General features: G+C 44.5%; 30 protein-coding genes and 1 other annotated feature. Of the genes, 24 read left to right on the plus strand and 6 right to left on the minus strand.

The window, feature by feature from the left end:
- The first annotated feature begins 183 nt into the window (after positions 1-183).
- Positions 184-477, plus strand: a complete 294-nt coding sequence (locus ABIN22_RS08675; RefSeq protein ID WP_109733830.1) for a hypothetical protein — start codon at positions 184-186, stop codon at positions 475-477.
- A 105-nt stretch (positions 478-582) separates the two neighbouring features.
- On the opposite strand, the gene ABIN22_RS08680 is transcribed toward ABIN22_RS08675, so the two are convergent.
- Positions 583-2,871 carry an extracellular solute-binding protein gene (locus ABIN22_RS08680; protein ID WP_346907978.1) on the minus strand — a complete coding sequence of 763 codons (2,289 nt, stop codon included), beginning with the start codon at positions 2,869-2,871 and terminating at the stop codon, positions 583-585.
- 193 nt (positions 2,872-3,064) lie between these two features.
- Here ABIN22_RS08680 and ABIN22_RS08685 point away from each other — a divergent pair, with 193 nt between their 5' ends.
- Positions 3,065-4,309, plus strand: a complete 1,245-nt coding sequence (locus ABIN22_RS08685) for a uroporphyrinogen decarboxylase family protein (protein ID WP_242996266.1) — start codon at positions 3,065-3,067, stop codon at positions 4,307-4,309.
- Between the two features lie 126 nt (positions 4,310-4,435).
- On the opposite strand, the gene ABIN22_RS08690 is transcribed toward ABIN22_RS08685, so the two are convergent.
- Positions 4,436-4,864 (minus strand): hypothetical protein, encoded by a 429-nt coding sequence (locus ABIN22_RS08690; RefSeq protein ID WP_109733832.1) that lies wholly within the window; start codon positions 4,862-4,864, stop codon positions 4,436-4,438.
- A gap of 221 nt (positions 4,865-5,085) precedes the next feature.
- Between ABIN22_RS08690 and ABIN22_RS08695 the strand changes: the two genes are divergently transcribed.
- From ABIN22_RS08695 to ABIN22_RS08780, 18 genes are all read left to right on the plus strand, one after another.
- Entirely contained in the window at positions 5,086-5,676 is a 591-nt protein-coding gene (locus ABIN22_RS08695; RefSeq protein ID WP_109733833.1) for a DUF3793 family protein, read from the plus strand.
- A gap of 13 nt (positions 5,677-5,689) precedes the next feature.
- Positions 5,690-6,121 (plus strand): flavodoxin, encoded by a 432-nt coding sequence (locus tag ABIN22_RS08700; RefSeq protein ID WP_118621701.1) that lies wholly within the window; start codon positions 5,690-5,692, stop codon positions 6,119-6,121.
- Positions 6,122-6,248: 127 nt separating this feature from the next.
- Complete coding sequence (locus ABIN22_RS08705; RefSeq protein WP_347559313.1) at positions 6,249-7,016, plus strand: ZIP family metal transporter; 768 nt, start codon at positions 6,249-6,251, stop codon at positions 7,014-7,016.
- Between the two features lie 142 nt (positions 7,017-7,158).
- Positions 7,159-7,378 (plus strand) — a binding site (T-box leader).
- 93 nt (positions 7,379-7,471) lie between these two features.
- Positions 7,472-9,901, plus strand: a complete 2,430-nt coding sequence (gene leuS / locus ABIN22_RS08710; protein WP_346907981.1) for a leucine--tRNA ligase — start codon at positions 7,472-7,474, stop codon at positions 9,899-9,901.
- Positions 9,902-10,135: 234 nt separating this feature from the next.
- Positions 10,136-10,471, plus strand: coding sequence for a PadR family transcriptional regulator (locus tag ABIN22_RS08715; protein WP_118621698.1), 336 nt, complete (start codon positions 10,136-10,138; stop codon positions 10,469-10,471).
- Positions 10,464-11,102 (plus strand): DUF2812 domain-containing protein, encoded by a 639-nt coding sequence (locus tag ABIN22_RS08720; protein WP_346907983.1) that lies wholly within the window; start codon positions 10,464-10,466, stop codon positions 11,100-11,102. Before ABIN22_RS08715 ends, ABIN22_RS08720 begins: the two co-directional genes overlap by 8 nt.
- A 94-nt stretch (positions 11,103-11,196) precedes the next feature.
- Positions 11,197-11,754, plus strand: a complete 558-nt coding sequence (locus tag ABIN22_RS08725; protein WP_346907985.1) for a dihydrofolate reductase family protein — start codon at positions 11,197-11,199, stop codon at positions 11,752-11,754.
- Positions 11,755-11,784: 30 nt separating this feature from the next.
- A complete protein-coding gene (mtnN, locus tag ABIN22_RS08730; protein ID WP_346907987.1) occupies positions 11,785-12,480 on the plus strand; it encodes a 5'-methylthioadenosine/S-adenosylhomocysteine nucleosidase in 696 nt (231 codons plus the stop codon).
- 25 nt (positions 12,481-12,505) lie between these two features.
- Positions 12,506-13,072, plus strand: coding sequence for a GrpB family protein (locus ABIN22_RS08735; protein ID WP_346907989.1), 567 nt, complete (start codon positions 12,506-12,508; stop codon positions 13,070-13,072).
- A gap of 225 nt (positions 13,073-13,297) precedes the next feature.
- Positions 13,298-13,828, plus strand: a complete 531-nt coding sequence (locus ABIN22_RS08740; protein ID WP_147356322.1) for a hypothetical protein — start codon at positions 13,298-13,300, stop codon at positions 13,826-13,828.
- Complete coding sequence (locus tag ABIN22_RS08745) at positions 13,825-14,034, plus strand: helix-turn-helix transcriptional regulator (RefSeq protein ID WP_346907992.1); 210 nt, start codon at positions 13,825-13,827, stop codon at positions 14,032-14,034. The genes ABIN22_RS08740 and ABIN22_RS08745 overlap by 4 nt, the downstream gene beginning before the upstream one ends.
- 10 nt (positions 14,035-14,044) lie before the next feature.
- Positions 14,045-14,410: an ACT domain-containing protein gene (locus tag ABIN22_RS08750; protein WP_346907994.1), complete on the plus strand. Its 366-nt coding sequence runs from the start codon at positions 14,045-14,047 to the stop codon at positions 14,408-14,410.
- 210 nt (positions 14,411-14,620) lie between these two features.
- The gene (locus ABIN22_RS08755) at positions 14,621-15,037 is read left to right on the plus strand and encodes a YjdF family protein (RefSeq protein ID WP_346907996.1); all 417 of its coding nucleotides are present in this window, start codon (positions 14,621-14,623) and stop codon (positions 15,035-15,037) included.
- A gap of 133 nt (positions 15,038-15,170) precedes the next feature.
- Positions 15,171-16,019 (plus strand): AraC family transcriptional regulator, encoded by an 849-nt coding sequence (locus ABIN22_RS08760; protein ID WP_109733846.1) that lies wholly within the window; start codon positions 15,171-15,173, stop codon positions 16,017-16,019.
- Positions 16,020-16,057: 38 nt separating this feature from the next.
- Complete coding sequence (locus tag ABIN22_RS08765; RefSeq protein WP_346907999.1) at positions 16,058-16,882, plus strand: endonuclease VIII; 825 nt, start codon at positions 16,058-16,060, stop codon at positions 16,880-16,882.
- Positions 16,883-17,074: 192 nt separating this feature from the next.
- Complete coding sequence (locus ABIN22_RS08770; RefSeq protein WP_109733065.1) at positions 17,075-17,317, plus strand: putative signal transducing protein; 243 nt, start codon at positions 17,075-17,077, stop codon at positions 17,315-17,317.
- Between the two features lie 213 nt (positions 17,318-17,530).
- Complete coding sequence (locus ABIN22_RS08775) at positions 17,531-18,049, plus strand: DUF6323 family protein (protein ID WP_346908001.1); 519 nt, start codon at positions 17,531-17,533, stop codon at positions 18,047-18,049.
- 39 nt (positions 18,050-18,088) lie between these two features.
- Positions 18,089-18,895 carry a DUF6179 domain-containing protein gene (locus ABIN22_RS08780; RefSeq protein WP_346908003.1) on the plus strand — a complete coding sequence of 269 codons (807 nt, stop codon included), beginning with the start codon at positions 18,089-18,091 and terminating at the stop codon, positions 18,893-18,895.
- A gap of 12 nt (positions 18,896-18,907) precedes the next feature.
- Here ABIN22_RS08780 and ABIN22_RS08785 read toward each other — a convergent pair whose 3' ends face one another.
- On the minus strand, positions 18,908-19,483 hold the full coding sequence (locus ABIN22_RS08785; protein WP_118621686.1) for a TetR/AcrR family transcriptional regulator C-terminal domain-containing protein: 576 nt from the start codon (positions 19,481-19,483) through the stop codon (positions 18,908-18,910).
- A gap of 394 nt (positions 19,484-19,877) precedes the next feature.
- Here ABIN22_RS08785 and ABIN22_RS08790 point away from each other — a divergent pair, with 394 nt between their 5' ends.
- Both ABIN22_RS08790 and ABIN22_RS08795 read left to right on the plus strand, forming a co-directional pair.
- Positions 19,878-20,453 (plus strand): manganese efflux pump MntP, encoded by a 576-nt coding sequence (locus ABIN22_RS08790; protein WP_109733068.1) that lies wholly within the window; start codon positions 19,878-19,880, stop codon positions 20,451-20,453.
- 42 nt (positions 20,454-20,495) lie between these two features.
- The gene (locus ABIN22_RS08795; protein WP_346908006.1) at positions 20,496-21,851 is read left to right on the plus strand and encodes a radical SAM/SPASM domain-containing protein; all 1,356 of its coding nucleotides are present in this window, start codon (positions 20,496-20,498) and stop codon (positions 21,849-21,851) included.
- Positions 21,852-21,954: 103 nt separating this feature from the next.
- On the opposite strand, the gene ABIN22_RS08800 is transcribed toward ABIN22_RS08795, so the two are convergent.
- From ABIN22_RS08800 to ABIN22_RS08810, 3 genes are all read right to left on the minus strand, one after another.
- Complete coding sequence (locus ABIN22_RS08800) at positions 21,955-22,212, minus strand: spore coat protein (RefSeq protein WP_109733070.1); 258 nt, start codon at positions 22,210-22,212, stop codon at positions 21,955-21,957.
- A gap of 12 nt (positions 22,213-22,224) precedes the next feature.
- On the minus strand, positions 22,225-22,407 hold the full coding sequence (locus ABIN22_RS08805; RefSeq protein ID WP_109733071.1) for a hypothetical protein: 183 nt from the start codon (positions 22,405-22,407) through the stop codon (positions 22,225-22,227).
- A 102-nt stretch (positions 22,408-22,509) separates the two neighbouring features.
- Positions 22,510-23,235: a gamma-glutamyl-gamma-aminobutyrate hydrolase family protein gene (locus ABIN22_RS08810; protein ID WP_109733072.1), complete on the minus strand. Its 726-nt coding sequence runs from the start codon at positions 23,233-23,235 to the stop codon at positions 22,510-22,512.
- A 134-nt stretch (positions 23,236-23,369) separates the two neighbouring features.
- Here ABIN22_RS08810 and ABIN22_RS08815 point away from each other — a divergent pair, with 134 nt between their 5' ends.
- Together ABIN22_RS08815 and uraA are read left to right on the plus strand one after the other, a co-directional pair.
- Entirely contained in the window at positions 23,370-24,386 is a 1,017-nt protein-coding gene (locus tag ABIN22_RS08815; RefSeq protein ID WP_346908009.1) for a dipeptidase, read from the plus strand.
- Positions 24,387-24,480: 94 nt separating this feature from the next.
- Positions 24,481-25,737, plus strand: a complete 1,257-nt coding sequence (uraA, locus tag ABIN22_RS08820) for a uracil permease (RefSeq protein WP_118621683.1) — start codon at positions 24,481-24,483, stop codon at positions 25,735-25,737.
- Positions 25,738-25,757 lie beyond the last annotated feature (20 nt).

Genomic DNA, 25,757 nt, shown 5'->3' on the forward strand with positions numbered 1-25,757 from the left:
GCAACCGCCACAGGCGCGAGTTTCGCAAGCAAAACTCTTTTTTGCGATGGTTTGGACGTAAAAAGTCACATAGTGATCACTAAATCCAGATTGAAGTAATGCTTTATTGTATTTTCCTTTTCTTGTTTATATAATTAAGTATGTTACAAAGACAAAGGAAGAATTCATAGAGGAGGGTGGAATATGGAAACCGGAGATTTTCATGAAAAGCTAAAGGCAGCATTTGATACGATTGGGGAGCCTACTATATATGAGATACTGAAGGATGATATCCAATATCAGAAGAACAGTAAAAGAGAGGCTGAACTGGAAGAAGCTTATATGGCAATGCGGGATACACTTACAAAAGAACAGGATAAGATCATACATGACCTGCTGGACTGCAGGGATGCCATGAATGTAGATTATAGTGCAGTGGCATATCTGGCCGGGATGCGGGATGTGATCCGTATTCTGAGGTATATGAAGCTATTATGATAGTGGGATGCATACGCAGCGCAGCCAAAGTGTGCAACTCCCCTATGAGTAAGGGGAAGGGCACACCTGGCATGGTGGAAATGAAGTGCCTTCTGTTAAAGTCTTTTATGTTAGCAAATGTATTGGCTTCGGATAGCCATAGGATTGAAAGAGTGCCTTCATTTCTATCTGCGCGGCTTCCAGGGCATTCTCAATACTTGTACCGTTTCTGATGATATCTTTAACGATATCGCACAGGATCTTTTCAATTCTGTTTCTCGGTATAATCAGCGACCTGCTGCTGTATGGCCCTGTACGCTTATGGCAATAGGAGAAACTCTCTTCAGTCAGCTCCAGCCAGGGATATAATTTGAGCAGCTCATGGTTATGGTACGGAGCGACAGCAGGAGACTGGCCGTCTAAAATCGTCATATAGATGCTGATATCTTTCTGATACAGCCACCTGAAAAAGCTGAAAGCCTTATCCGGCTGGGAGGTACATGGGCTCAACCCCAGAATCCAGCCCACACTGGCGGGGGATTTGCCGGGGAGTGCCTGATAGCCGGCACGTCCAATGATATGGTCCCGGATGCTGCTATTGATCTCGTTGGCATATTCCGTGTAGGTAACCAGCATGGCGGTCCGTCCGGAACAGAAATCAGTTACAGTCTGTTTAATAGAGGTTTCAAATGGGCCGGACGGAGTGAACCGGATTGTACTCAGTATACTCTGCAGAGCTTTTACGTTTTCCGGGGTGTTGAGGCATACACGGTTGTACTTATCCCAGATCTTCCCGCCGTAGGCCCATAGCCGGATCAGAATTTCAGGTGCAAACTCTTCATCGATAATCCCGGCTACGGAAGTCCCGAATTCTGTCGGGGAGTCAGGATTGAAACTTCTGGTAAAGAAAGATGCAATACCGTTGAACTCGGTCCATGTGCGCGGAGGACGCAGCGATATCTGGTATTTTTCCTTAAAAGCCTTCTGAACGGCCCGGTTTTCAAACAGGTCCTTCCGGTAGAACATAATCTGTGAGCCGCTGACAATTGGAACACCGTAATACTTTGATTCATAAATGCAATTATTCAGGCTTCCCTCAATCAGGGCAGAACGCTGAAACTGGTCTCCGTTTACAAAGTCCGTTATATTCGCGATAGAGCCGTTTTGAACAAGGTACTCCAGCCAGGGGACATCATACATATAGATATCATAGCGGCTTTCCGGGCGTTCCATATCTGTGATGATTTCCTTCAGTAGATGGTGCTGGGGCGAAAAGTCTATCTCAACCGGAATCTGTGTCTGAAGTGTAAAATTTCTGGAAAGCAGTTTTGCAGAGTGTGCGGTTGCCATATCAGGCATCAGAATCCGAAGGGGCTTTTGGGAAGAGGGAGCCGTTTTTCTGCGGCGGGGGGCTTTAAGGGGCAGTTCCCGGTGTATAATATCATCAGAAAAAATGACGTTCTGTTCTTCGAAAAGCAGAGGGGACTTTATATGCCCCATCAGCAGTTCCGCAGCCTTCCGGCCCAGAGTAAAAGCTGTACGCTCTGTATGAATCATACCGGGGGCAGAAGAGGCATGGTTCCATGATTCTTCCCCCAGAGTCAGCAGCTGCACGTCATCCGGTACACAGATTCCTTGTACGCTAAGAGCTTCCAGAACACCGGCGGCGATTGTCCCGGAGGTGGCTATAACAGCATCTAGCTGTTCTAAATATGGATGGTTCAGCATTGCCTTGAATGCATCCTCTTTGCTCATATTTGTAATCTGGACCATATCAGGATTATAGGGAAGGCCGCAGGAAGAGAGGGCGGTCATATAGCCGTTCAGGGCATCCGATTCAGAGGAAAAATGCTGTGCACCGCTTAAGAGGGCGATGTTCCGATATCCTTTTTCCAACAGCTTTTCCGTCAGGAAACATACGGTTCTGTCATTATCAAAACCTGCAAAGCTGGAATCAATTCCTCTGGGACGTCTTTCGATAAACACGGACGGTATATTATAATGCTTCATCCGCGACAGGAAGAATTCCTGATTCCCGGGCTGGGATGTGATGATCAGGAGCCCGGATACATTGCTGCTGATGAAATCATCAATCTTTTCACATTCAATGTCGGGAGAATTGTTCGAAAATGCAACACTAATATGATATCCTTTACTTTGAAGTTCTGCAGAGATTCCTTTGAAGATTTCTGCGTGATAAAAATTATCGATATCCGTCAGGACTACACCAATTCTTCTGGAATCAGCCGTTTTCAGGTTTCTGGCAGACGAATTGGGGATATACTTAAGCTTTTCAATCGAGTCCATAATTCTGACACGGGTTTCGGGTTTTACATTTCTGGAACCACTCAGACAGCAGGATACGGTTGCAATAGAAACACCTGCATCTTTCGCAACATCTTTTAAAGTGACCATTGGCTGCTCCTCTTCATGAGAAAATTTCTTTTTTTATTATAGCATCGCGCTAGTTGAAAAACAACATAATCTAAACGTTTAGATAAAAATTTTTATAACCCGGTTGTAAACAAATTTGGGCATTATATAATAAGAGTAAGAAAAAACAGCAGGGCAAAGGAAAAATAAAAAGAAGAAATAGGAGGAACATATCATGATGACATCGAGAGAGAGAGTACTCTCATCCATTAACCACAAACAGCCGGACTACGTGCCACTGGACCTTGGGGGAACACCCAGTTCCGGTATATCCGCTATCGCTTATAACAATTTAAAGAAAGAACTGGGGATAACACACGGGCACACACGTATCTTTGATGTTGTGCAGCAGGTTGCACAGCCGGAAATGGAGATACTGGACAAATTCGGTGTAGATGTAATTGACATCGGAAGAGTTTTTAATGAAAAGGATAAGGACTGGTATGATATAGAGCTTGCAGATGGCTCTATCGGACAGTATCCGGTATGGTTCCGCCCGGTAAAGCAGGAAAACGGGGATTACCTTGTATTTGACAAGGAAGGGACGATGATTGCGAAAATGCCTGTTGGGGCTACTTTCTTTGATCAGACTTATTTCCCATATGTGGAGGACTATCCCGATGACTGGTCAGATCTGGACCACCAGATGGGAAAGGTATTATGGAGCGCCCTCGTTCACAGCCCGTGGGACCATGCGGGAGATAAGGACTTTTATAAGACATTGCGTGAGCGGACACTTGCACTTCGCAGCCAGACCGACCGGGCACTGATGATTACATGTGGGTGTAATCTGTTTGAGTGGGGAACCTTCCTGCGTAGAATGGATAATTTCCTGATGGATACATATGCCGATCCGGAAAACGTGGAGGCACTGGTAGAGCAGCTGATGATCCGCCACATGGAAACCCTGAAAAATGTGTGCGAGTCAGTAGGGGATATTGTTGATATTCTGCGTTTCGGAGACGATCTTGGAATGGATACCGGAATGTTCATGTCCAGAGAAAAATACCAGACATTGTTCAAGCCTTATCACACGCAGCTGAATGAATATGTTCACAAGCATAGTAACATGAAGACATTCCTGCATTCCTGCGGCTCGATTTATCCAATCATGGGAGACCTGATTGATGCGGGATATGATGTGATTAATCCGGTTCAGACAACAGCCTACCAGATGGACCCGGCCACGTTGAAACGTGAATTCGGAAAAGACATTACGTTCTGGGGCGGCGGCTGCAACACAAGATCGGTTCTGAACAGGTCGACTCCTGATGTGGTGTATGATTATACACGCAGAATGATCGACATATTTGCACCGGACGGAGGATTCGTTTTCAATCAGGAACATAACATCATGCCGGATGTCCCGGCGGAGAATCTGCTGGCAATGTACAGGGCAGTGGCAGACTCACGGATCTGATTAAAAATTTGAAAGACCATGAAAAAGATCGCACAGAAGAGCAGTAAAACTGCATATAACGAAAGAAGAATGGGGAATATAAAAGGTACATCGGGCAGCCTACACTGCCGATGTACCTTTTTTAGACTAATTCAGGAAAGAATAATCCGGTGACTCTGGATCTATATTCGTTATGTCCTTCTTTTCAGCGCTTACGCTGATAAAGAATTCGATATTATTTTCTTTGGAAATCTTGTTCAGCTTTTCGATGAAATCAGGGAGGCTGTCAATTGTGATGTCGGCCTGCTTTAATACGCCATCAATGAAAATAGTTTCAATATCGTGGTTGCCGGCTACCATGCCGTAAATAAAACCGATAAACTCTTCGAGTGTTGCAATATCTTTGTAATCTGCCATGCAGATTGCACGAACGTTGAAGTCTACGCTGTATGTATCGCGATGACTCTTTTTGACTAATACGACGTTTCCGTTGGAAGTTTTCACCTTCTCATTTGCAAGTTCAATCATTTGCTGTGTCTTTCCGCTGCCCTTAGGACCTGTTATTAAATTTACCATGGCGAATCTCTCCTTTATGTATGTGATTTGAGCCCTCTCAATGCTCAGATATCTTAAAACTATTATACACTAAAGCACTGATAGTAACAACTAAAAAAAGGATAAATTACGGAGAAAAATGAGATGAGAATAATTCTCAATTGATGAAGTTGAATGTGCCTGCAGGATGTGGTAAGATCTAACTAATTGAGAATCATAATCATTTATGGAAGGGGATTATTATGCCGGCAGAAGTACTATCTTACTTTTTAAAACACGAGGATGCCAGACTGAAACTACGTTTTCAAATCGTGCTCAAGTGCGCGCCTTTTCTGAAAGGACTCAAGGTATCATGCGGCATCACGATGGAGTCAGCAGCATATTGCGAACTGTATCATATTTTCAAAGATACGGGGATTATTTACAGGAAACTGCTGGAATCGGAGGGAAGGTGCCTCGTGCTGTTTTACCGCAGGGAGGAGTTGGGAGAATATATGAACCGTATCGGTGTCAGAAGTTTTCTCCGTCAATACGGCTATGAGGACATGGAACTGGAAGAAATGCTTGTGAGGCTGGCTGGGCGTGCCTGCATGTTTGCAGAAAGAGGAATAGGTTTCCCACATGAAATCGGGATTTTCCTTGGATACCCGGTGAAAGATGTAGAGGGATTTATCGAGAATGCAGGGAAAGGAGCACTGCTCACCGGTTACTGGAAAGTATACAGTAATCCCCGGGAGGCGAAAATGATTTTCAATGAATATGACCAGGCGAAAACCTGTGCAGTCAATGAATTTTTAACAGGCAGGAGCATCAAAGAGATTGCTCGGAAATAGGAGGTATCATAAAATGAGTGTATCAATCGTTTATTGGAGTGGAACAGGAAATACGGAGGCAATGGCCCGGGCAGTTGCAAAGGGAGTTGAGTCGGCCGGGAAGAATGCGGTCCTTCTAGAAGTGGATGCGGCAGATGCGGCGGCTCTTTCTGAGGAAGATGCATTTGCACTCGGCTGCCCATCTATGGGGGCGGAGGAACTGGAAGAAAGTGAGATGGAACCGTTTGTAATAGAACTGGAGCCTCTTGTTTCAGGGAAGAAAATTCTACTTTTCGGTTCCTACGGCTGGGGAGACGGCGAGTGGATGCGCAGCTGGGCAGAACGTATGAAGGCAGCAGGTGCGGTACTGGTAAGAGAAGAAGGGATCATAGCAAACGAGACGCCGGACGGCAGCGCACTCGCAGAGTGTGAGGCGGCAGGGAAAGAATTGGCTGAACTGTCTTAATGCAGCATTAAGCAAAGATTACGACTACATATTCTTTGTTCTTGACAAATTCGTTCTTTCATGCATAAGATAGGCTCATAAGTATGAAACTACATGATGAACAGGGGGAAAGAACGTGAATCAGAACATGATAATAGGTATACTTATTCCTTTCGCAGGTACCACACTCGGCTCAGCAATGGTATTTTTCATGCGCAAGGAAATGAATGAAAAACTGCAGAAGGCACTGCTTGGCTTCGCCTCAGGCGTTATGGTGGCGGCATCCGTGTGGTCACTCTTAATACCGGCTATCGACATGGCAGAGGAGAATGGTTCGATTGCATGGATACCGGCTGCGGCAGGATTTTTGCTGGGTATGGGGTTTTTGCTGCTGCTGGATACTGTAACACCGCATATGCACCTGACGGGTGATGAAGAAGGCATCAAATCCAACTTTAAAAAGTCCACAATGCTCGTGCTTGCAGTAACACTGCATAATATCCCGGAGGGAATGGCGGTCGGTGTCACATTTGCCGGCGTAGCCACAGGCAACACCATGATATCCATAGCGGGGGCGTTTGCACTGTCAATCGGTATCGCGATCCAGAACTTCCCGGAGGGTGCTATCATATCCATGCCGCTTCGAAGCGAAGGCGCATCAAAATCCAAGGCATTCCTGTATGGAACCCTTTCCGGAATCGTAGAGCCGATCGCCGCAGTCATTACAATACTGCTCACAAGTCTTGTAGTTCCGATACTGCCATACCTTCTGGCATTTGCTGCCGGAGCCATGATATATGTGGTGGTGGAGGAATTAATACCCGAGGCACAGGCAGAACCACATACGAACATCAGCACAATCGGCGTCGCAGTTGGATTCACACTGATGATGATATTAGATGTGGCACTGGGGTAAAGTTCAAAGGGGTCAGACCCTTTTGCCCGTCGTTTTCAGAATATTCTTAAATTAATGCCGGAAATTAGGGGAATAAAAAAGAAATCATGTGGAAAACCACTTGACTTATTTTAACATTCTTCTTATAATAAGTAAGAATATTGCAGAAACGCTGATGAGGAGTATTAAGAGCCTGACGTTTTCAGAGATCTGCCGGCTGGTGCGAGGCAGAAGCGTAATCTCCCAACTCGCCTCGGAGTTCTTTTATTGAAATAGAAGTAGATAAAAGCGGGTCTTCCCGTTACAGAAGCAATGAGTGCATCTGGTCTTTATCAGGTGAATGAGAGTGGTACCACGGAAATTGAAGCCTTTTCGTCTCTTAATTGAGAGGAAAAGGCTTTTTAGGTGGGTAAAAAATAACACTATAATCAGTAGTTCAATTAGGAAGAAACACGGAACACAGGAGGAATTAAGAAATGTCTAAGATTGTGTACAATCACAAAGCCATTGAGAAGAAATGGCGCGAAAAATGGGCTGAGAACCCGGTTAATCCCAAGGTTAACGATGACGGCAGCAAAAAGCAGAAGTATTACTGTCTGGATATGTTCCCATATCCATCAGGCAACGGACTTCACGTAGGACACTGGAGGGGATATGTTATCTCTGACGTATGGAGCCGCTATAAACTGCTTCAGGGATATTACATCGTTCATCCGATGGGATGGGATGCATTTGGACTCCCGGCAGAGAACTATGCGATTAAGATGGGAGTTCACCCGGCAATTTCCACGGCAGAGAATGTAAAGAACATCAAACGTCAGATCAATGAGATCGCTGCGCTGTATGACTGGGATATGGAAGTCAACACAACAGACCCGGATTTCTATAAATGGACACAGTGGATTTTTGTAAAAATGTTCAAGGAAGGTCTTGCATATGAGAAAGAATTTCCGATTAACTGGTGTCCGTCCTGTAAGACAGGTCTGGCAAACGAGGAAGTCGTGAATGGAAAATGTGAGCGCTGCGGGACAGAAGTAACAAAGAAGAACCTCCGCCAGTGGATGCTGAGAATCACGAAGTATGCGGACCGTCTGCTCAATGACCTTGATAAGCTGGACTGGCCGGAAAAGGTAAAAAAGATGCAGTCTGACTGGATCGGAAAATCATACGGTGCAGAGGTAGATTTCCCGGTTGACGGCAGTGACGAAAAGATCACCGTCTATACAACAAGACCGGACACACTGTACGGTGCAACATTTATGGTACTTGCACCGGAACATAAACTGGCAGCAGAACTTGCAACACCGGAGACGAAAGAGGCTGTGGAAAAATATATCTACGATGCTTCTATGAAATCAAATGTAGACCGTCTGCAGGATAAAGAAAAAACGGGTGTATTTACGGGAAGCTATGCGATCAACCCGTTAAACGGCGCGAAGACGCCAATCTGGCTTTCTGATTATGTCCTTGCAGACTATGGGACAGGAGCTATCATGTGCGTGCCTGCACACGATGACCGTGACTTCGAATTTGCCAAAAAGTTCGATATTCCGATCATTCAGGTTATCGCGAAGGACGGCAAAGAGATCGAAAACATGACAGAAGCCTATACAGAAGCGGCTGGAACGATGATTAATTCCGGTGACTGGAATGGCATGGAATCAGCAGTCCTGAAGAAAGAGGCCCCGCATATCATTGAGAAACAGGGCATCGGACATGCAACAGTGAACTTCAAACTCCGTGACTGGGTATTCTCACGCCAGCGTTACTGGGGAGAGCCGATCCCGATCGTCCACTGCCCGGATTGCGGCGCAGTGCCTGTACCAGAGGAAGAACTTCCTCTCCGCCTGCCGGAAGTAGAATCCTACGAGCCGACAGGAACAGGAGAGTCACCACTGGCAGGAATCGAGGAATGGGTGAACTGCAAATGCCCTGTCTGCGGAAAACCGGCCAAACGAGAGACAAACACCATGCCGCAGTGGGCGGGATCTTCATGGTATTTCCTGCGCTATGTGGACAGCCATAATGATAAAGAACTGGTTTCCAGAGAAAAGGCAGACGAGATGCTTCCGGTAGATATGTACATCGGTGGAGTAGAGCATGCGGTACTGCACCTTCTGTACTCCCGTTTCTATACAAAGTTCCTGTGTGATATCGGAGTCGTAGACTTCGACGAGCCATTCCACAAACTGTTCAACCAGGGAATGATCACCGGAAAGAACGGTATCAAGATGAGTAAGTCCAAAGGAAATGTTGTATCACCGGATGATCTCGTGAGAGATTACGGATGTGATTCCCTGAGAATGTATGAACTCTTCGTAGGGCCGCCGGAGCTGGATGCAGAGTGGGATGACCGCGGAATTGACGGTGTGAACCGTTTCCTGAAACGTCTCTGGAATCTGCTTATGGACAGTAAAGAAAAAGAGATCAAGGCAACAAAGGAAATGATCAAACAGCGCAACAGACTGGCTTATGACATCACAACACGTCTGGAAAGCTTTAGCCTGAACACTGTAATCTCAGGATTTATGGAGTATAACAATAAATTCATCGAGATCGCGAAAAAGGAAGGCGGTATCGACAAGGAGTCTCTGGAGACAATCGCAGTACTTCTGGCACCGTTTGCACCTCATTTTGCCGAGGAAATGTGGGAGCAGTTAGGCCACACAGAAACAATATTCAAGGCTGAATGGCCGACCTATGATGAGTCTCTGATGAAAGATGACGAGATTGAGGTTGCCGTACAGATCAACGGTAAGACGAGGGCTGTCATCACGATCGCCGCAGACGCAGATAAAGACACAGCAATCGCGGCAGGTAAAGAAGCCGTGGCTGATAAGCTGACAGGCAATATTGTGAAAGAAATCTATGTTCCGGGACGTATTGTCAATATCGTACAGAAATAATACCGGAGAAATATTTCATAAATATGACTGGCAGGTAAAGTAAGAAAATAAATAGTTAAGGACAGCGCTGAAATATTTGGCGCTGTTCTTTTTCGTAAAAAGTAATATAACATCAGAGGACTTTTCACGATTGGTTGAACAAAATATGAGTATATTTAAGTTTATACTTGATTTATACAGTTTAACTGTATATAATCAAACTATATAGTTAAACTGTATAAAAGGAGGGCGATTATGAATTTAAGCCAGTATTTACCACTGACCGAGACCACATATTTTACTTTGCTGGCTCTGCTTAAGCCCGGTCATGGATATTATGTCATGCAGAAGGTGGAGGAGCTTAGCGGCGGAAAGGTCCGTATTGCGGCCGGAACAATGTACGGGGCGATAGAGAATTTACTCAAACAGAAATGGATCGAATCCGTTCCCAGTAATGATAAGCGCAGAAAAGTATATCAGATCACTATACTCGGGAAAGAGGTTCTAAATCTGGAAACAGCCAGGCTGCGCGACTTGATTCGTATAGCTGAGTCCTGCGGACTGCAGGCAGAAGGGAGTCCTCATGATTAAACACAGATTTTTTATCAATCGTATCGACAGTATTGAAGAATGGCTGGAGTCTTACCGCCGGAAGGGATATCGTCTGGCTGATGTCAAAGTTTCCACGGGCCGGCATGAGTTTGTAAAGACAGAGGGTAAGGACACGGTGCCAAAGGTCAGGGTGGATTATCGTGTTTTTAAAAAACAGGAGGATTTCGAAGATTATTTATCGCTGTTTGAGGACTGCGGCTGGAGACATATAGGCGGAACAAGGACGAATGGATTGCAGTATTTTGAGCAGGCGGCCCCTTTTGCTTCTGATGAGATTTTTTCAGACAGTATATCAAAGGCAAAGCGTTATAAAAGGATTTCCTATATGTGGCTGCATTTGTCTGTTATGTATATCCCGATGGCAGTCGTTCTCCATACATCAGGTGCATTTGATTTTACGAAGTTATGGCATCTTAAGGAGTTATATTATACACCGGGGCTATGGAATATGAAAGGGATGCATTTCTGGAGAGCGTTTTTGTTTGAGACGCCTTTTGCTGCGATGAGAGGGTTTGGCGGACTGCTGTTTCTTTTGCTTATACTACTGGGTGCATGGTTTGGTGTCAGATCGTTGTTCTGGTATCTAAAAGAGAGAAAGAACTGTAACTAGAAATTAAGTGGAAGAAGTAGTTTGAACTTTGAGGGTAGTATAAATAAACGGAATTTGATAGACTATAGTGGTATCATAAAAATGGAGGATACCGATGAAAAAAGTGGTTTTATTTATAGCAATGAGTCTTGACGGTTATATCGCTGACCAGTATGGAAATGTAGACTGGCTGGCCGGAGAGGAGCCTGACAGGAATGACATGGAGAGCTATGATACGTTCATTCAGGATATTGATACTGTAGTTATGGGCTGGAATACTTATCACCAGATTGTGACGGAGCTTTCGCCCGGCAGTTGGATGTACAGTGGTCTGCAAAGTTATGTCCTGACACACCGGGAGCTGCCTGATGAAGAAGAAATCATATTTACAGGCGAAGATGTGTGTGGCCTTGTAAAGAGATTAAAGAAGGCTTCGGGAAAAGATATCTGGATCTGCGGAGGGACACAGACTGTTGCGCCACTTGTCGCAGAGAATCTGATCGACCAGTATTATTTATCTGTGATACCTGTTATATTAGGGAAAGGCATCCGTCTTTTTGAAAATGAAACAGGCAGGATTCCGCTAAAACTGGTTCAGACAAAGAATTATAATGGCATAACAGATCTGGTCTATGAGCAAAGGACACAAGTCTCAGACAGTAGGTGTGACTAAGGCCGCAATGGAAAAGCAAAGGAGAAAAAAATGATGGAATGGAAAATGGGAATTATATGTGCGGAGGAAGCAGAGCTTGCGCCGATTTTGCAGCACGTGGAGAATCTGCAGGTTACGGAAAAGGCAATGCTGAAATTTTATGAGGGTACGGTCAGGGGGATACCGGCGGTGCTTACAAACTGTGGGAACTGTAAGGTAAACGCTGCGATTGCCGCACAGGTAATGGCTGATTTATATCACGTAAATGGAATGATCAACGCAGGGACCGCTGGCGGCATGGATGAAACTGTAGAGTTGTTTGATACGGTAATTTCCACTGCGTCGGCATATCATGATGTAGCAGAAAACATTTTGACTGGTTTTCATCCGTATTTTCCTTCTGTTTACATTGAATCGGATGAGAGATTCCTCAATGCTGCAAAAAGAGTTGAGGATAAAGCTTCAAACCGGCTGTTATTTGGAAAAAGTGTGACAGGGGAATGTTTTATTACAGATGATAACCGCGATGAGATCAATGAAAAGTTTGCACCGTTGTCAGTGGACATGGAGACGGCAAGTATCGCCCATGTTTGTTTCGTAAATCAAATTCCGTTCATTGCCGTGCGGACGATTACGGATACGGCTTCGCATGCAGGTGTTGGAAATTTCAGAAAGAATTGTGAAAAAGCATCAATTATTTCTAAAGATATTGTACTGCTTATACTTGAGGAATTAGCAGAGTCATAATAAACACACGGCCGGAGGGATACATATGAAGAAGCTGGAAGAAATGAGTCTGGAAGAACTTTGGCAGCTTTTTCCGATTTACCTGACAGAGCATAAGCACGTATGGAGAAGCTGGTATGAAGAAGAACAGGCTCTGCTTATAGAAAGGCTGCCAGAACCGCAGGTCAGGCGGATTAGCCATGCCGGCAGTACAGCCATTGAAACAATCTGGGCAAAACCCATCGTGGACATTATAGTTGAGACAGAAGAGGACAGTGACTGGCAGAATATCAGCAGTATACTGGCGTCTATCGGTTATCGCTGTATGTCCAGAACGGATAAACGGCTGTCTTTTAACAAGGGATATACCGAAAATGGTTTTGCAGATAAGGTATACCATCTTCACTTAAGATATTTTGGAGATAACGATGAATTATATTTTCGGGATTATTTGAAGGAACATCAAGAAATTGCTAAAGAATATGAAGAACTAAAACTCGAATTGTGGAAGATTTACGAACACAACAGGGATGCCTATACAGATAAAAAGACTGCCTTTGTAAAAAAATATACCGGGGCTGCAAAAAGTGCATATAAGGGAAGATATTCATAAAGAATATGAAAAAAACCTTCTTCTGCAGGATAAACATGCGGAGGAAGGTTTTTTATTTCATACGAGGAAAGTACGTCCTATGAAATGAAAACCACCTTACAAAATGTAAAATATAATTGACAAAATGTAATGTATGGAATATAGTAAAAGTAGAAGAAAATACTTCTGTATGGGAAACAAGGTAATTACATTTATGAAATCGGTTTGATTCAGACGGGAGGGAATATGATGAGTCAAAGAAGTTATTATATGTGTATACTGGCCTTTTTGAGTGTGTTAACTATTTTTTTAATAATTATTGCGATTGTTAGAATAAAAAATGGGAAAAATGCGGAACCAAATGAATTTGATGAGCGCCAGAAACTTATCCGTGGAGAATCTTTTAAGTACGCATACGCTATACTCATTTTATATCTTCTGTTCAATAGCGTCATTGAAGATCTTACAGGTAAATACAGGGGAGCAGCGGGGATTCTTCTAGGGATTTTTGTATCTCTTGCAGTTGCAATCATATTGTGCATTTGGAAAGACGCCTTTTTTAATCGCGACTCAACAGGGAAGTCTCTGACGGTTTCTAATATTTTCTTACTTATACTGGATTTCTACTGGGGGATTCCTGCAATACTGGATCCTAAAAATACATATCCATATGATATTGTTTTTTTCTATGCAGGAGTTCTTAATATCCTTATATTAGCTGTAATAGCGGTAAAAACATTTAAGGACAGGCGGGAGAAGGACGTGGAGTCATTATGAAGAATCTGAAGTTAAAATCAGCCCGTGCAGCCTTTGATATGTCTCAGCAGCAGCTTGCGGATGAGGTAGGTGTAACCAGACAGACGATCAATGCAATCGAAAAGGGTGATTACAACCCGACAATCAGGCTTTGTCTGTCTATCTGCCATACACTGGGGAAGACACTGGATGAGTTGTTCTGGGAAGAGCCGCCGGAGAAAGAATAGGGGATATAGAATGAATTTAAATATATTAAAACAAGAGTTTTCAGTATGCAAAGTGGAAGATTTATCAATGGTTCATTTAGAGGCAGACTTCTGCTTTATAGGTAAGACAGATGAAGAACTGTCTCTGGTCTGTGCAACAGAGGATGTGCCCGGGAATACTACTGCACGTGATGATGGCTGGAGAGCCTTCCGGATACAGGGGTCTCTGGATTTTTCACTGATCGGGATTCTTTCAAAGATATCCTCTCTGCTTGCCGAAAATGGAATCAGTATCTTTGCGTTATCGACATATAATACAGACTATGTTCTCACAAAAGCAGAGAATTTCTCCCGCGCAGTGGAGATGCTTTCAGGCGCGGGATATGTGATTGAATAGTATGCATAGTAAACAGGTTCAAGCTTGACACCCACTTCATAAAAAGATAATATGAATACAGCAGAGATAAAAACACGGTCTGGTTGGTAGTCCAGGCGTACCCTTTAGGGTATCAGTAACCCTCCTCCTGGTCGTCCGTTCTTTTGCTGGACACGGGGAAATGTCTAATGGACAGTTTCACGGTTCATAACAAGCAAAGGAGGAATTGTCATGGACAAGATATCGGTAACACTGACAGTATTTTTCGAGGAGCCTTTCTGGGTAGGCGTGGTCGAGCAGGTGACGGATGGAATGCTCACTGTAAGTAAGGTGACATTCGGTGCGGAACCGAAGGATTATGAAGTGAATGGCTTCCTGATGGAAAATTACTACCGGTTTCGATTCAGTCCGGCTGTGGCAGCTGCTGTAAAAGCTGAGAAGAAGAATCCGAAGAGGGCGATGCGTGAGGCCCACAGGCAGACGGATACCACCGGTATCGGGACGAAATCCCAGCAGGCGTTAAAGTTACAGCAGGAGCAGATGAAAACTGGCAGGAAAGAAAGAAGCCGCGAACAAAAAGAGGCTGAGAAGCAGCGTCAGTTTGATCTGAAACAGCAGAAAAAGAAAGAGAAACATAGGGGCAGATAATGCCCCTGTTTCCTTACTCTCAGGAAAATTCCAGTTTCCTATTCTACAGGAAATTCTTTGACTCTCTTTTTCCGGCAGGGAATAAGAGGAAGAGTCTGGACGAATATATTATATTGATATCAGGAGGCAAAACATGGATTGGATAGAACGATTAAACCGTGCAATGGGCTATATAGAGGAGCATTTATGTGATAAGTTTGAAATCGAGGAAGCGGCCAGGATCGCCTGCTGCAGTACTTACCATTTTCAGAGAATGTTTGCATATATGGCCGGGGTTCCACTATCAGAATATGTGCGCCGCAGGCGTATGACCCTTGCAGCGGTTGATTTACAGAGCGGAGGGGAAAAGGTAGTTGATGTAGCACTGAAATATGGATACGAATCTCCGACAGCATTTACACGGGCTTTCAAAAGTGTACATGGCATAGCGCCTTCCGAGGCGAAAGAGTCAGGCGCCAGATTGAAAGCATTTCCTCCTGTCAGCTTCCGAATAACAATAAAAGGAGACAGTGAGATGAATTACAGAATTGAAAAGAAAGAAGCGTTTCGTATTGTGGGGATATCATGCCCTCTTGAGAAGGAATTAGAAAAGAACTTTGAGGCAGTGCCGGCTTTGTGGGGAAGAGCAGCCGCCGAAGGTTTAATCGAGAAGCTGGCGTCCATGATGGACGCAGAGCCTAAAGGGATTCTGGGCGTAAGTGCCTGCGGTGAAGGCCAGAGCTGGAGATATTACATTTCGGTGGCAACTGACGCAGAAACAGACGGAGAGCTGGAGGAATTTATAGTTCCAAAAGCTGACTGGGCTATTTTCGAAGGGAAAGGGACTAACCTTTCCATTCAGGAACTGGAAAAACGAATTGTGACAGAGTGGCTCCCGGGATCAGGATATGAGTATGGCAATGCCCCGGATATTGAAGTGTATCTGAATCCTGACCCACAGAATGCGATTTATGAAGTTTGGATACCGGTTGTGAAGAAATAAAGGGACAAGTAATAAAAAGGATCAGGGAGGAAACAGGTATGCTGGAATTTCCGGAAGTAATGGCAAGGGCGGCACAGTTGGAAAAGGAAGTGGCAGGAAAAAAAGTAACGGCAGTTCTGCCCCCGAATAAGCCTCATAAGTTTTGCTGGTTTAATGGAGACCCCAATCTGTATGAAGAGCGGATCAAAGACAGAAGAATAGAGTCTGTATCTGGTTTCGGTATCTTTGTGGAGATTTTATTCGACAATGGGGAACGGCTGGCCGTGAATGACGGAGTCAATGTCAGATTTACAGACAGTACGAAGCTGCCGAAAACGTACCAGCTTTTGATTATCTTTGATGATCAGACGGCACTTTCCTTTACTGTGGCGATGTATGGCGGAATTATACTGCATCATGGGGATTACGATAATGAATATTATGAAAAGAGCCTGCATGCAGTTTCGCCTTTATCCGAAGAATTTTCAGCATACTATGACAGAATACTGGCTGAGAGTAAGCCGAACCTGAGTGCAAAAGCATTTCTGGCCACAGAACAGCGTTTCCCCGGAATCGGAAACGGTGTGGTTCAGGATATCTTATTTGAGGCAGGAATACATCCGAAAAGAAAACTGAATACATTAAGTCAGGATGATATCATAAAATTGAAAGAAAGTATCGTAACTGTTTTCGAAGAAATGCTGAAAGCCGGCGGGCGCGACACAGAGAAAGATATCTACGGGGAAAACTGCGGGTATCAGACAAAAATGTCGAAGAACAGCCTTACAAAAGGATGCCCAATGTGCGGCGGAGAGATCACAAAAGAAGCATATCTTGGCGGATCTGTATACTACTGCCCGAAATGCCAGCCACTTATAAAATGATATTTTTTTATCATAACGCTGCATTTATTCGTTACTGTTTACAGGCTTGCCTGTGAACAGTAACATTTATTCTGCTTGACATCTTTAAATAAAACGTGCACAATAAAATTAAAGATAAACGACATTTATTATTCCAGGCTTTGCGGGTAACCAGCACAGCTGTATGGTGATTCAGCCAAAGGAGGTGCCATTATGGAAGGCATGAAAGTAACAAAAGTATGCACGGCCAGAGACAAGATTGAAGCGGAGATGATTCTGGATATTCTAAGCCAGAACGGGATCACTGCATTCAGACAGGGAATCGGCAGCGGCGGTATCATGGACATCTATACAGGAAATTCAATCTATGGCGAGGATATATTTGCCGATGAAAGAGATGTAGAGAGGGCACAGGACCTGATTAGAAATATTATTGAAGGTGTAGAAGAGGCTTAATCCAAAAGTGGCAGGAAATATAAAATAGGTATAAAAAGAGGCGGGAATTTCATTTCCTGCCTCTTTTCTTAACATTATAATACCACAAAATGCACTTTTTTTCAAGTCTTGTAAAGAATAGGGGACGGACATATAATGAATATCACTGTTTACAGGAAACCTGCAGATTCATTGAAAGGGGTATTTGTTATGGATAGTCATGTTTTTGAACTTATGCAGTCAGCACGAAGGAAGGAGGAACTGGCAGTCATTTCGGGTATGAATCAAAAGACCGAGCGGTTTGGCTTATTGCTTAAGGAAGAAGAGATAAATGAACTGGTCACATACCGGAATGACAGCCTGAAGCAGTTCCGGCGCTTTGAGTGGGGGACCGGGATGCTGGAAAAGCTGATTTATACATTCTGTGATTCACAGTATATCAATCAGCAGAATTATCTGGAGAGCCTGGAAAGGCTGCAGGATATTTTTTACAAGTTTAAGAATGCCACCTTAGACCGCATGACAGATGATGAGGTGCTCACTTTTATGAAGGAGCAGTATGAGACGGTCTGCTTCGGCAGTCTTGACTATCTGGAAGACACCTGTCTGGAGGTATACGCAGAAGCTGTACGAAAAGGCCACAAAGGATATACCGCCAGCGGCGGAAGGGGAGAGTACTCCGAATTTGACGAAGCCCGGCGGTGGGACAGTGAACTATATCAGCAGGTTCTAAAAGAATTGTTCTGGGAATAAAAAGGATGAATACAGACAACATGTCAGGGAGGGAATGTCATGGTTTATAAGATAGAAGAAATATTACCTGTTATGGCAAAACTGTCAGATAAGTACACGTCAAAGGACAGTGCTTCTGTTTCATACGAGACAGCCCAGCAGCTAATGGAGGCCATTCTTTACTGTATACAGGAGTGCGGGGATGAGAATAAGGATCTGCTGGGAGGTGCCCCAGTGGACTGTATGACTGCCTACGAGCAGGGGTACAGGTTCACGATGGACAAGGTCATGAGGGCAAAAGAAGTTTATCATAGGATTACTTCTGATTTCGAGGATTATGGCTGCCGGAATTACAGGGAAACAATCATAGAAGGAATGCCCATGTTTTTTACAAAATATGATGTGCGTTTTGAGCCGCAGAATCATATCCTGTCACTGGATTATCCGGCACTTGGAATAGCCCCCGGCAAAAGGGGCATCGATTTGATCATGGATTATCTTGAGGAAATCGAATATGAACAGCATTTTTTAAAATACTTCAAAAGAAAAGCGGTTACGGATCTGTTGGAATACCGCTGCACCGATTACCAGGAGCTTTATTTAGACAATATCTGTGAACCTGTTCTGATCAGGGCAGCAGCCTGTCTGGCCACGGATCAGGAGATCGGGAATCTGAGACTGGACGTAAGTGACCATAAAGCTGCGGAGGAATACTTTATGGAGGACACGGACAAACGTGCAGAAATCCACATGAGTGTTTTTCTTGATACTTTGGAAAAAAATATTATGGGAAGGGCGTACAGGGGCAGATTCAAAAACTGTGCCCATGAATTCACCTATAGAGTGAGACATGGCCTGCAGTTTTAAAGTTATCCCGCATCAGATTCTGCTGCCCGGAAATTCTATCAGATCCAGAATGGAATTGCGGATGATATAAGAATATGCCTCGTAAAGCTGATCCGAAGAATAGGGAATATCATGGGTAATCCAGTATTTCAGCGAATCGGCCAGACCGAACGTATAGAATCTCGCCATCGAGTCCTTTGACAGGATTGCAACCTTGTCAGGGGACTTAAGCGGGTATTTATTTAGCAGCGATAGAAACATATCAAAAATGTAGCGGCTCAGTAAAGCTTCAAAGGAATTTGGCCCTTCTATCAGATACAGCCTCTTGTAGAATTCCCGGTCTTTTTCCAGACAGCTGCACAGGAGGCGGAAGATATCTTCCTCCATATTATTATCTGTCAGTACCTGAATCTTATCTGCAATATCCTTCTTCAGGATCCATTCAATCACTTCATACTTATCCTGAAAATGTTTATAAAAAGTCGGGCGGATGACACCGGCGCCATCCGTGATCATCTTAATCGTTATCTTCTCAAATGGCATCTGCATGACAAGCTCTTTGAAAGACATCGTAAGCAAATCCTTAGTCAGTTCCCTTTTATCTTCCATAAAAATCATCCCCTTTTACGAGTATTGTACCATAAATACTAAACTCGTGAAATACCTCGTTAAGTATTTAGGTATATGTCTTACTAAGCGTGAAAAAACCACGCTAAGTGCGAGCATTATACCATAAAACCAAACTCATGAAATACCTCGTTAAGTATTTAGGTATATGTCTTACTAAGCGTGAAAAAACCACGCTAAGTGCGAGCATTATACCATAAATACTAAACTCATGAAAACCCACCCGGCTACAAAAACGGGATTTTGTAGCCGGGTGGGAACAGATCGGGGAAATTGTTGGGTTTCGGATACAGGGGGGAGAGATTGAATATTATGGCACGGAGGATGGAATGTTACAATAATAACAGGCAGATAGATAGGGAAGGAGAGGAGGAAATTGGTATTATTTGAAATCCTTATGATTTCGGTCGGGTTATCTCTGGATGTGTTTGCGTATGCATTGTATAAAGGCGCTATGCTACCGGAAATACGGAAGTCTTCTCTCATTAAAATTGGCGGTGTCTTTACGGTATGGCAGATGGCAAGCCTTCTGCTTGGAAATATGATTACGAATATTCCAATGATAAAGGCTCCGGCTGGCAGGGCGGCTGTTCACTGGCGGTATCTCTCGGTTATTATTTTTCTGGGTCTGGGCCTTTATATGATTTGCAAGGCCGGAAGACAGAAGGTAGTCATAGAGAAGATGGAGGAGCATGTAGAACTTAAACAGATTGCCATATGGGCATGCATTACAAGTATTGATGCCTTTCTCGCAGGAATCGGGTTTGGATTTTTCCAGACAGATTTTTTAATTACAATAATAACCGTAGGAATGGTTACGGCTGTCAGTGTAGTTGCCGGGTTATATGCGGGGTACTGGCTGGGATGCCAGTTTAAGAATAAAATCGTGATTCTGGGAGGCGGTATACTGCTGATCGGGGGCATTGAACTTTTAATCCGGGGAATAAACTAAAGAAAAGTTTCATGTACTGTAAGGTGAAGGAGGATATGAGATATGGGAAAATTAAGACATCAGGCTGAGAGGGCCGCTTTCGGAAAATTGATTGATGCTTCTATGAAGCACATCAGCAAAGACAGGGAAAAGAGTTTCCTGAAAATGGTAGATTTGACCGAGAATTTTGCGAAGGACCGGTTCCAGCCGGAAAGCTACGAGGCAGCAAGGCAGATGATCCGGGATGAGGATGGGAAATGGATGACCTATGTAAACAGGATACTGGACGAGGTGAGCCCGAACGTGATTAAGAAAACCGCGATGAATCTGGGATTCGAGGCAATGCTCAGCGGCACTAAGATCATGCACGAAAGCCGTGAGAAATACCAGTGCAATATTCCCTGGCTGATTCTTTTGGACCCGACAAGTGCATGCAACTTAAAGTGCACCGGCTGCTGGGCGGCAGAGTACGGACATACATTATCCCTGACTTATGAAGAGCTCGACAGTATCATAACACAGGGGAAAGAGCTTGGGATCTATTTCTATATGTACACAGGCGGTGAACCACTTGTCAGAAAGGCGGACATCATCAGGCTGTGCAGAAAGCATGATGACTGTGCGTTCCATGCGTTTACAAATGGAACTCTGGTAGATGACGCATTCTGTGAAGAGATGGAAGAGGTAGGAAATCTCTCATTGTCAATCAGTCTGGAAGGATATGAGGAAGTCAATGACGGAAGAAGGGGGCCGGGCGTTTTCAATCAGGTTATGAAAGCGATGGATATACTGAAAGCGCACGGGCAGATATTCGGAACATCTATCTGCTACACCAGTGCAAATATCGATACCGTTACGTCCGATGAATTTCTGGATATGATTATTGAAAAGGGATGCCGTTATGCATGGTACTTCCATTACATGCCGGTCGGTAATGACGCCGCAGTTGAACTTCTCCCGACAAAAGAGCAGAGGGAGTACATTTATCACAGGATCCGTGAAATCCGTGCAATGGAAGGAGGCAAACCAATCTTTGCCTTTGATTTTCAAAACGATGGCGAATATGTAGGCGGATGTATTGCGGGCGGACGTAATTACTGTCATATTAATCCCAACGGCGATGTGGAACCGTGTGTGTTCATTCACTATTCGGGTGCAAATATCCGTAATGTCAGTCTTCTCGAGGCGCTTAAACAGCCGTTGTTTATGGCATACAGAGAAGGACAGCCGTTTAACGAAAACCATTTAAGGCCGTGCCCCATGCTCGAGAATCCGGAAAAGCTGATGGAAATGGTGAGGAAAACGGGGGCCAAATCGACGGATATGCAGTCTCCGGAATCCGTAGAGCATCTCTGCGGGAAATGTCTGGAATATGCTGAAAACTGGAAGGAAAAGGCGGAAGAGCTTTGGAATAAGTAGGAAGCTTTTATTAAAACGAAAAAAGGAATCCGGAATGGATCATTTCGGACTCCTTTTTTCGTTTACATCAGAGAGTTGGTTTCATTGCGTAAATATGATTTCTTTAGAAAGTTTTCGGCTGGGTCAGGATATTTTTTACATGCTCTACTTCCTCAGAAGTTGCTTTGGCAGCAGGAACATAATAGCTTTTTTCTCTGGCCACATGATAAAGTTTTTCCTGAGACATTTCACATTCGTTGCGGATCTGCTTCAGGCATTGCTTTAATTCTTTGTTTTCAGTCTGCGGGATCATATCCCCGAACATTTTCAGTTCGCCGTTTACTCCGACTAATGCGTCGGATACCATTGTTTTTTCATTCATATGCGTCACCCCTTATAAGAATTTCATCAGTTCCTGTTTGTTTTTCATAGCAGAATCAGCTGCATCCTGGAAAAGTTTCTTTACTTCAGGATCTTCGGCCTGGGATGCATAATCGGTCATTTTGCAATGTGTTGTGTCATAGCCGCCAATGAGATGACGTAAGTTCTGTAAATCAAGTATTGATATTTCAGACATAATTGGACCTCCTTAAAGAAATAATAATTACGAGGTTTATTATGCCCGTATCCATGCAAAATATAAGAATTATTCGAATGAAAAATTTGTTATTAAATGTGATTAAGCCTCGGCGGTTTTAGCAGGACGCAGCCGCGCGTGCAAGACAAATTCGGAAAAAAGCTCCCTCATTTCGGGGGAACTGCGGTACATGCATTCCGGATGCCACTGTACTCCGATCGCGAAGGGATGGTCTTTCATTTCAATGGCTTCAATCGTCTGGTCAGCGGCACGCGCACAGGCGATGAGATCCTTTCCAAGCATGCCTACGCTCTGGTGGTGAAAACTGTTCACATCCAGTCTGGAACCAATATATCTCTGGAGCTGGGAACCTTTTTCGATATTGATCCTGTGACTGACTTCTGACCGGGAATAAGACTGCTGCATATGGTTCATTGGCTTTCCGGGCTGCAGCGACATGTCCTGATAAATCGTACCGCCGCAGGCTACATTGTATACCTGCATACCGCGGCATATGGAAAAAACTGGTTTTTTGGTGGTGAGGACTGACTTCATCAGGCGGATTTGAAACAGATCCAGCGTAATATTCGTTTTACCGATTCCGTTTTTTGGTTCCTCACCAAATAAAAGCGGTGTAATGTCATCACCCCCGCAGAACAGGAATCCGTCACAGAAGGAGATATACTCCCGTATGGCAGAATCAGAACGGATGAGGGGCAGGATAAAAGGAAGCCCCCCGGAGTAACGGATGGACTGGATATAAGTATTGGTAACAAACTGCCTGTCGTTCATAAGCCCACAGACAACAATTCCGATTTTCGGTTTCATAAGCACTCCTTTTTTGGCATAAGATAGTTTGACAGTAAAAGAACAATACACTATTATGTGTGTATAGCGTATGTAAAAAACTGGGAAAATATACCTTGCCGTGCAGGGGATTTTTTCGAAAGGATGGTTATGAAATGATGAATTTAATTGACCTGCACTGTGATACAATCAGCAGGCTTATGACGGCTGGCGGGAGCCATAATCTGGCGGACAACGATCTGAGTATTGATCTGGGGGGAATGCAGAAGGCGGGAACGTTTGTCCAGTTTTTCGCATGTTTCGTGCATGCAGTATCCTATGAAGACGCCGGCCTGACAGACGGCAGTACAGGAAGACATATGCCTGCCCAGATTAGTCCTAAGGCATGGGACAGGGCTTATCAGGCGGTTCTTGAGATGGCAGGGCGAATCGACAGCGAACAAAATGACAGAATCAGGACAGCACATTCTTATGGGGAAATCAGGAAGAACCAGGAGCAGGGAATGATTTCTGCTGTAAAGACGGCGGAGGAGGGCGGTATCCTAAACGGAAGGCTGGAGAGGCTGGAAGAATTGTATGATGCAGGGATCAGGCTGATAACACTTACATGGAATTACCCGAACTGCCTTGGATTTCCAAACAGCAGAACAGGTGATATTATGGAAAGCGGGCTGACGGAGTTTGGATTTCAAGCGGTTGAACGGATGAATGAGCTGGGGATGATTGTGGACGTATCACATCTTTCCGACGGCGGATTCTGGGACTGCATTAAAGCGAGCTGTGTGCCAGTCTGTGCTTCCCATTCTAATGCACGTGCACTCTGTCCACATCCGAGAAACCTGACGGATGAGATGCTGAAGGCTCTGGGAGAAAAAGGCGGTGTGGCGGGTCTGAATTTTTATCCGGCATTCCTGTGCGAAAACGGTGTGGCAGTTGTGGATGATATTGCCCGCCATGCAGTACATATGATCAAAACCGGCGGGGAAGATGTGGCTGCAGTTGGAACAGATTTCGACGGATTTGACAATGAGCCGCATGAAGGCTGGATCAGTCATGTCTCAGAGATGGAACTTGTCTGGGAAGCTATGAGAAAAAGAGGAATCACACCGAGGCAGCTTGACAAGGTCATGTCTCTAAATGCCCTGCGGGTGATTAGAGAGGCTATGAAATAATTGTAACATTTCCATATAAAAATAAATTTTCTATCTTGGCTCTTTATGATACAATAGTAAAGATAAAGTGAACAAGAGAGAAATGGAGGGCTATATGGAAAGTCGAAAAATTATTCAGGTGGAAGAAAAAGTACCGTTCAAAATGCTGGTGCCCTTGAGCATCCAGCATATGTTTGCGATGTTCGGGGCATCGGTTCTGGTTCCGTTTGTATTCGGAATTAACCCGGCGATTGTATTATTTATGAATGGTATCGGAACAATGTTATTTATTCTGATTACAAAGGGAAAAGCACCGGCATATCTTGGCTCCAGTTTTGCATTCCTTGCACCGGCGGGGATCGTTATCAGCAAATGGGGCTATAATTATGCACTGGGCGGTTTCGTAGTGGTTGGATTCTTCGGGTGCATCCTGGCTCTGATTATCTACAAATTTGGCTCAGACTGGATTGATATTGTGCTTCCCCCAGCAGCGATGGGGCCTGTTGTCGCATTGATCGGACTGGAACTTGCCGGAACGGCTGCTTCTAATGCAGGTCTGAAGGATGAGGTGATTGATTCTAAGAATGTCATCGTATTTCTGGTGACCCTTCTGACGGCCGTGATCGGTTCTGTTGTATTCCGCAAGTTTTTATCGGTCATACCGATACTGATTGCTATTATTGCAGGATATGTGGCGGCACTGCTTTGCGGGATCGTGGATTTTGCAGCGGTAGGGTCAGCAGCATGGTTTTCACTGCCAAACTTCGCGACACCGAAGTTCAAATGGGAGGCTATCGTTATTATACTGCCCGTACTTCTGGTCATTGCATCTGAACATATCGGGCACCAGATTGTTACAAGCAAGGTAGTGGGAAGGGACCTGCTGAAAGACCCGGGTCTGCACCGCTCTTTGTTTGCAGATAATTTTTCAACAATGATCTCCGGATTCATCGGTTCGGTCCCGACAACCACATACGGTGAAAATATTGGTGTCATGGCCGTGACGAAAGTTTACAGTGTCTATGTCATCGGCGGGGCGGCAGTACTGTCTATAATATGCTCATTTATCGGGAAAATGACGACCCTGATCAGTACGATCCCGGGGCCGGTTATCGGTGGTATTTCCTTCCTCTTGTACGGAATGATCGGTGCATCCGGTATCCGCATCCTTGTAGAGGCACAGGTAGATTACGGGAAATCCAGAAACATGGCAATGACCTCCATTATTTTTGTGACTGGGCTTTCCGGCATATCCGTACAGTTCGGAAGCATCCAGCTTTCTGGAATGGTACTCGCATGTGTAGTCGGAATGCTGATGGGACTGATGTTCTTCATCCTGGACAAGCTGAAACTGACGAACGATAGAGAATAGTTTCATATTCGAAGATAAAT

The sequence above is a fragment of the Faecalicatena orotica genome (assembly GCF_905197545.1).
Classification (GTDB): Bacteria; Bacillota; Clostridia; order Lachnospirales; family Lachnospiraceae; genus Faecalicatena_A; species Faecalicatena_A orotica.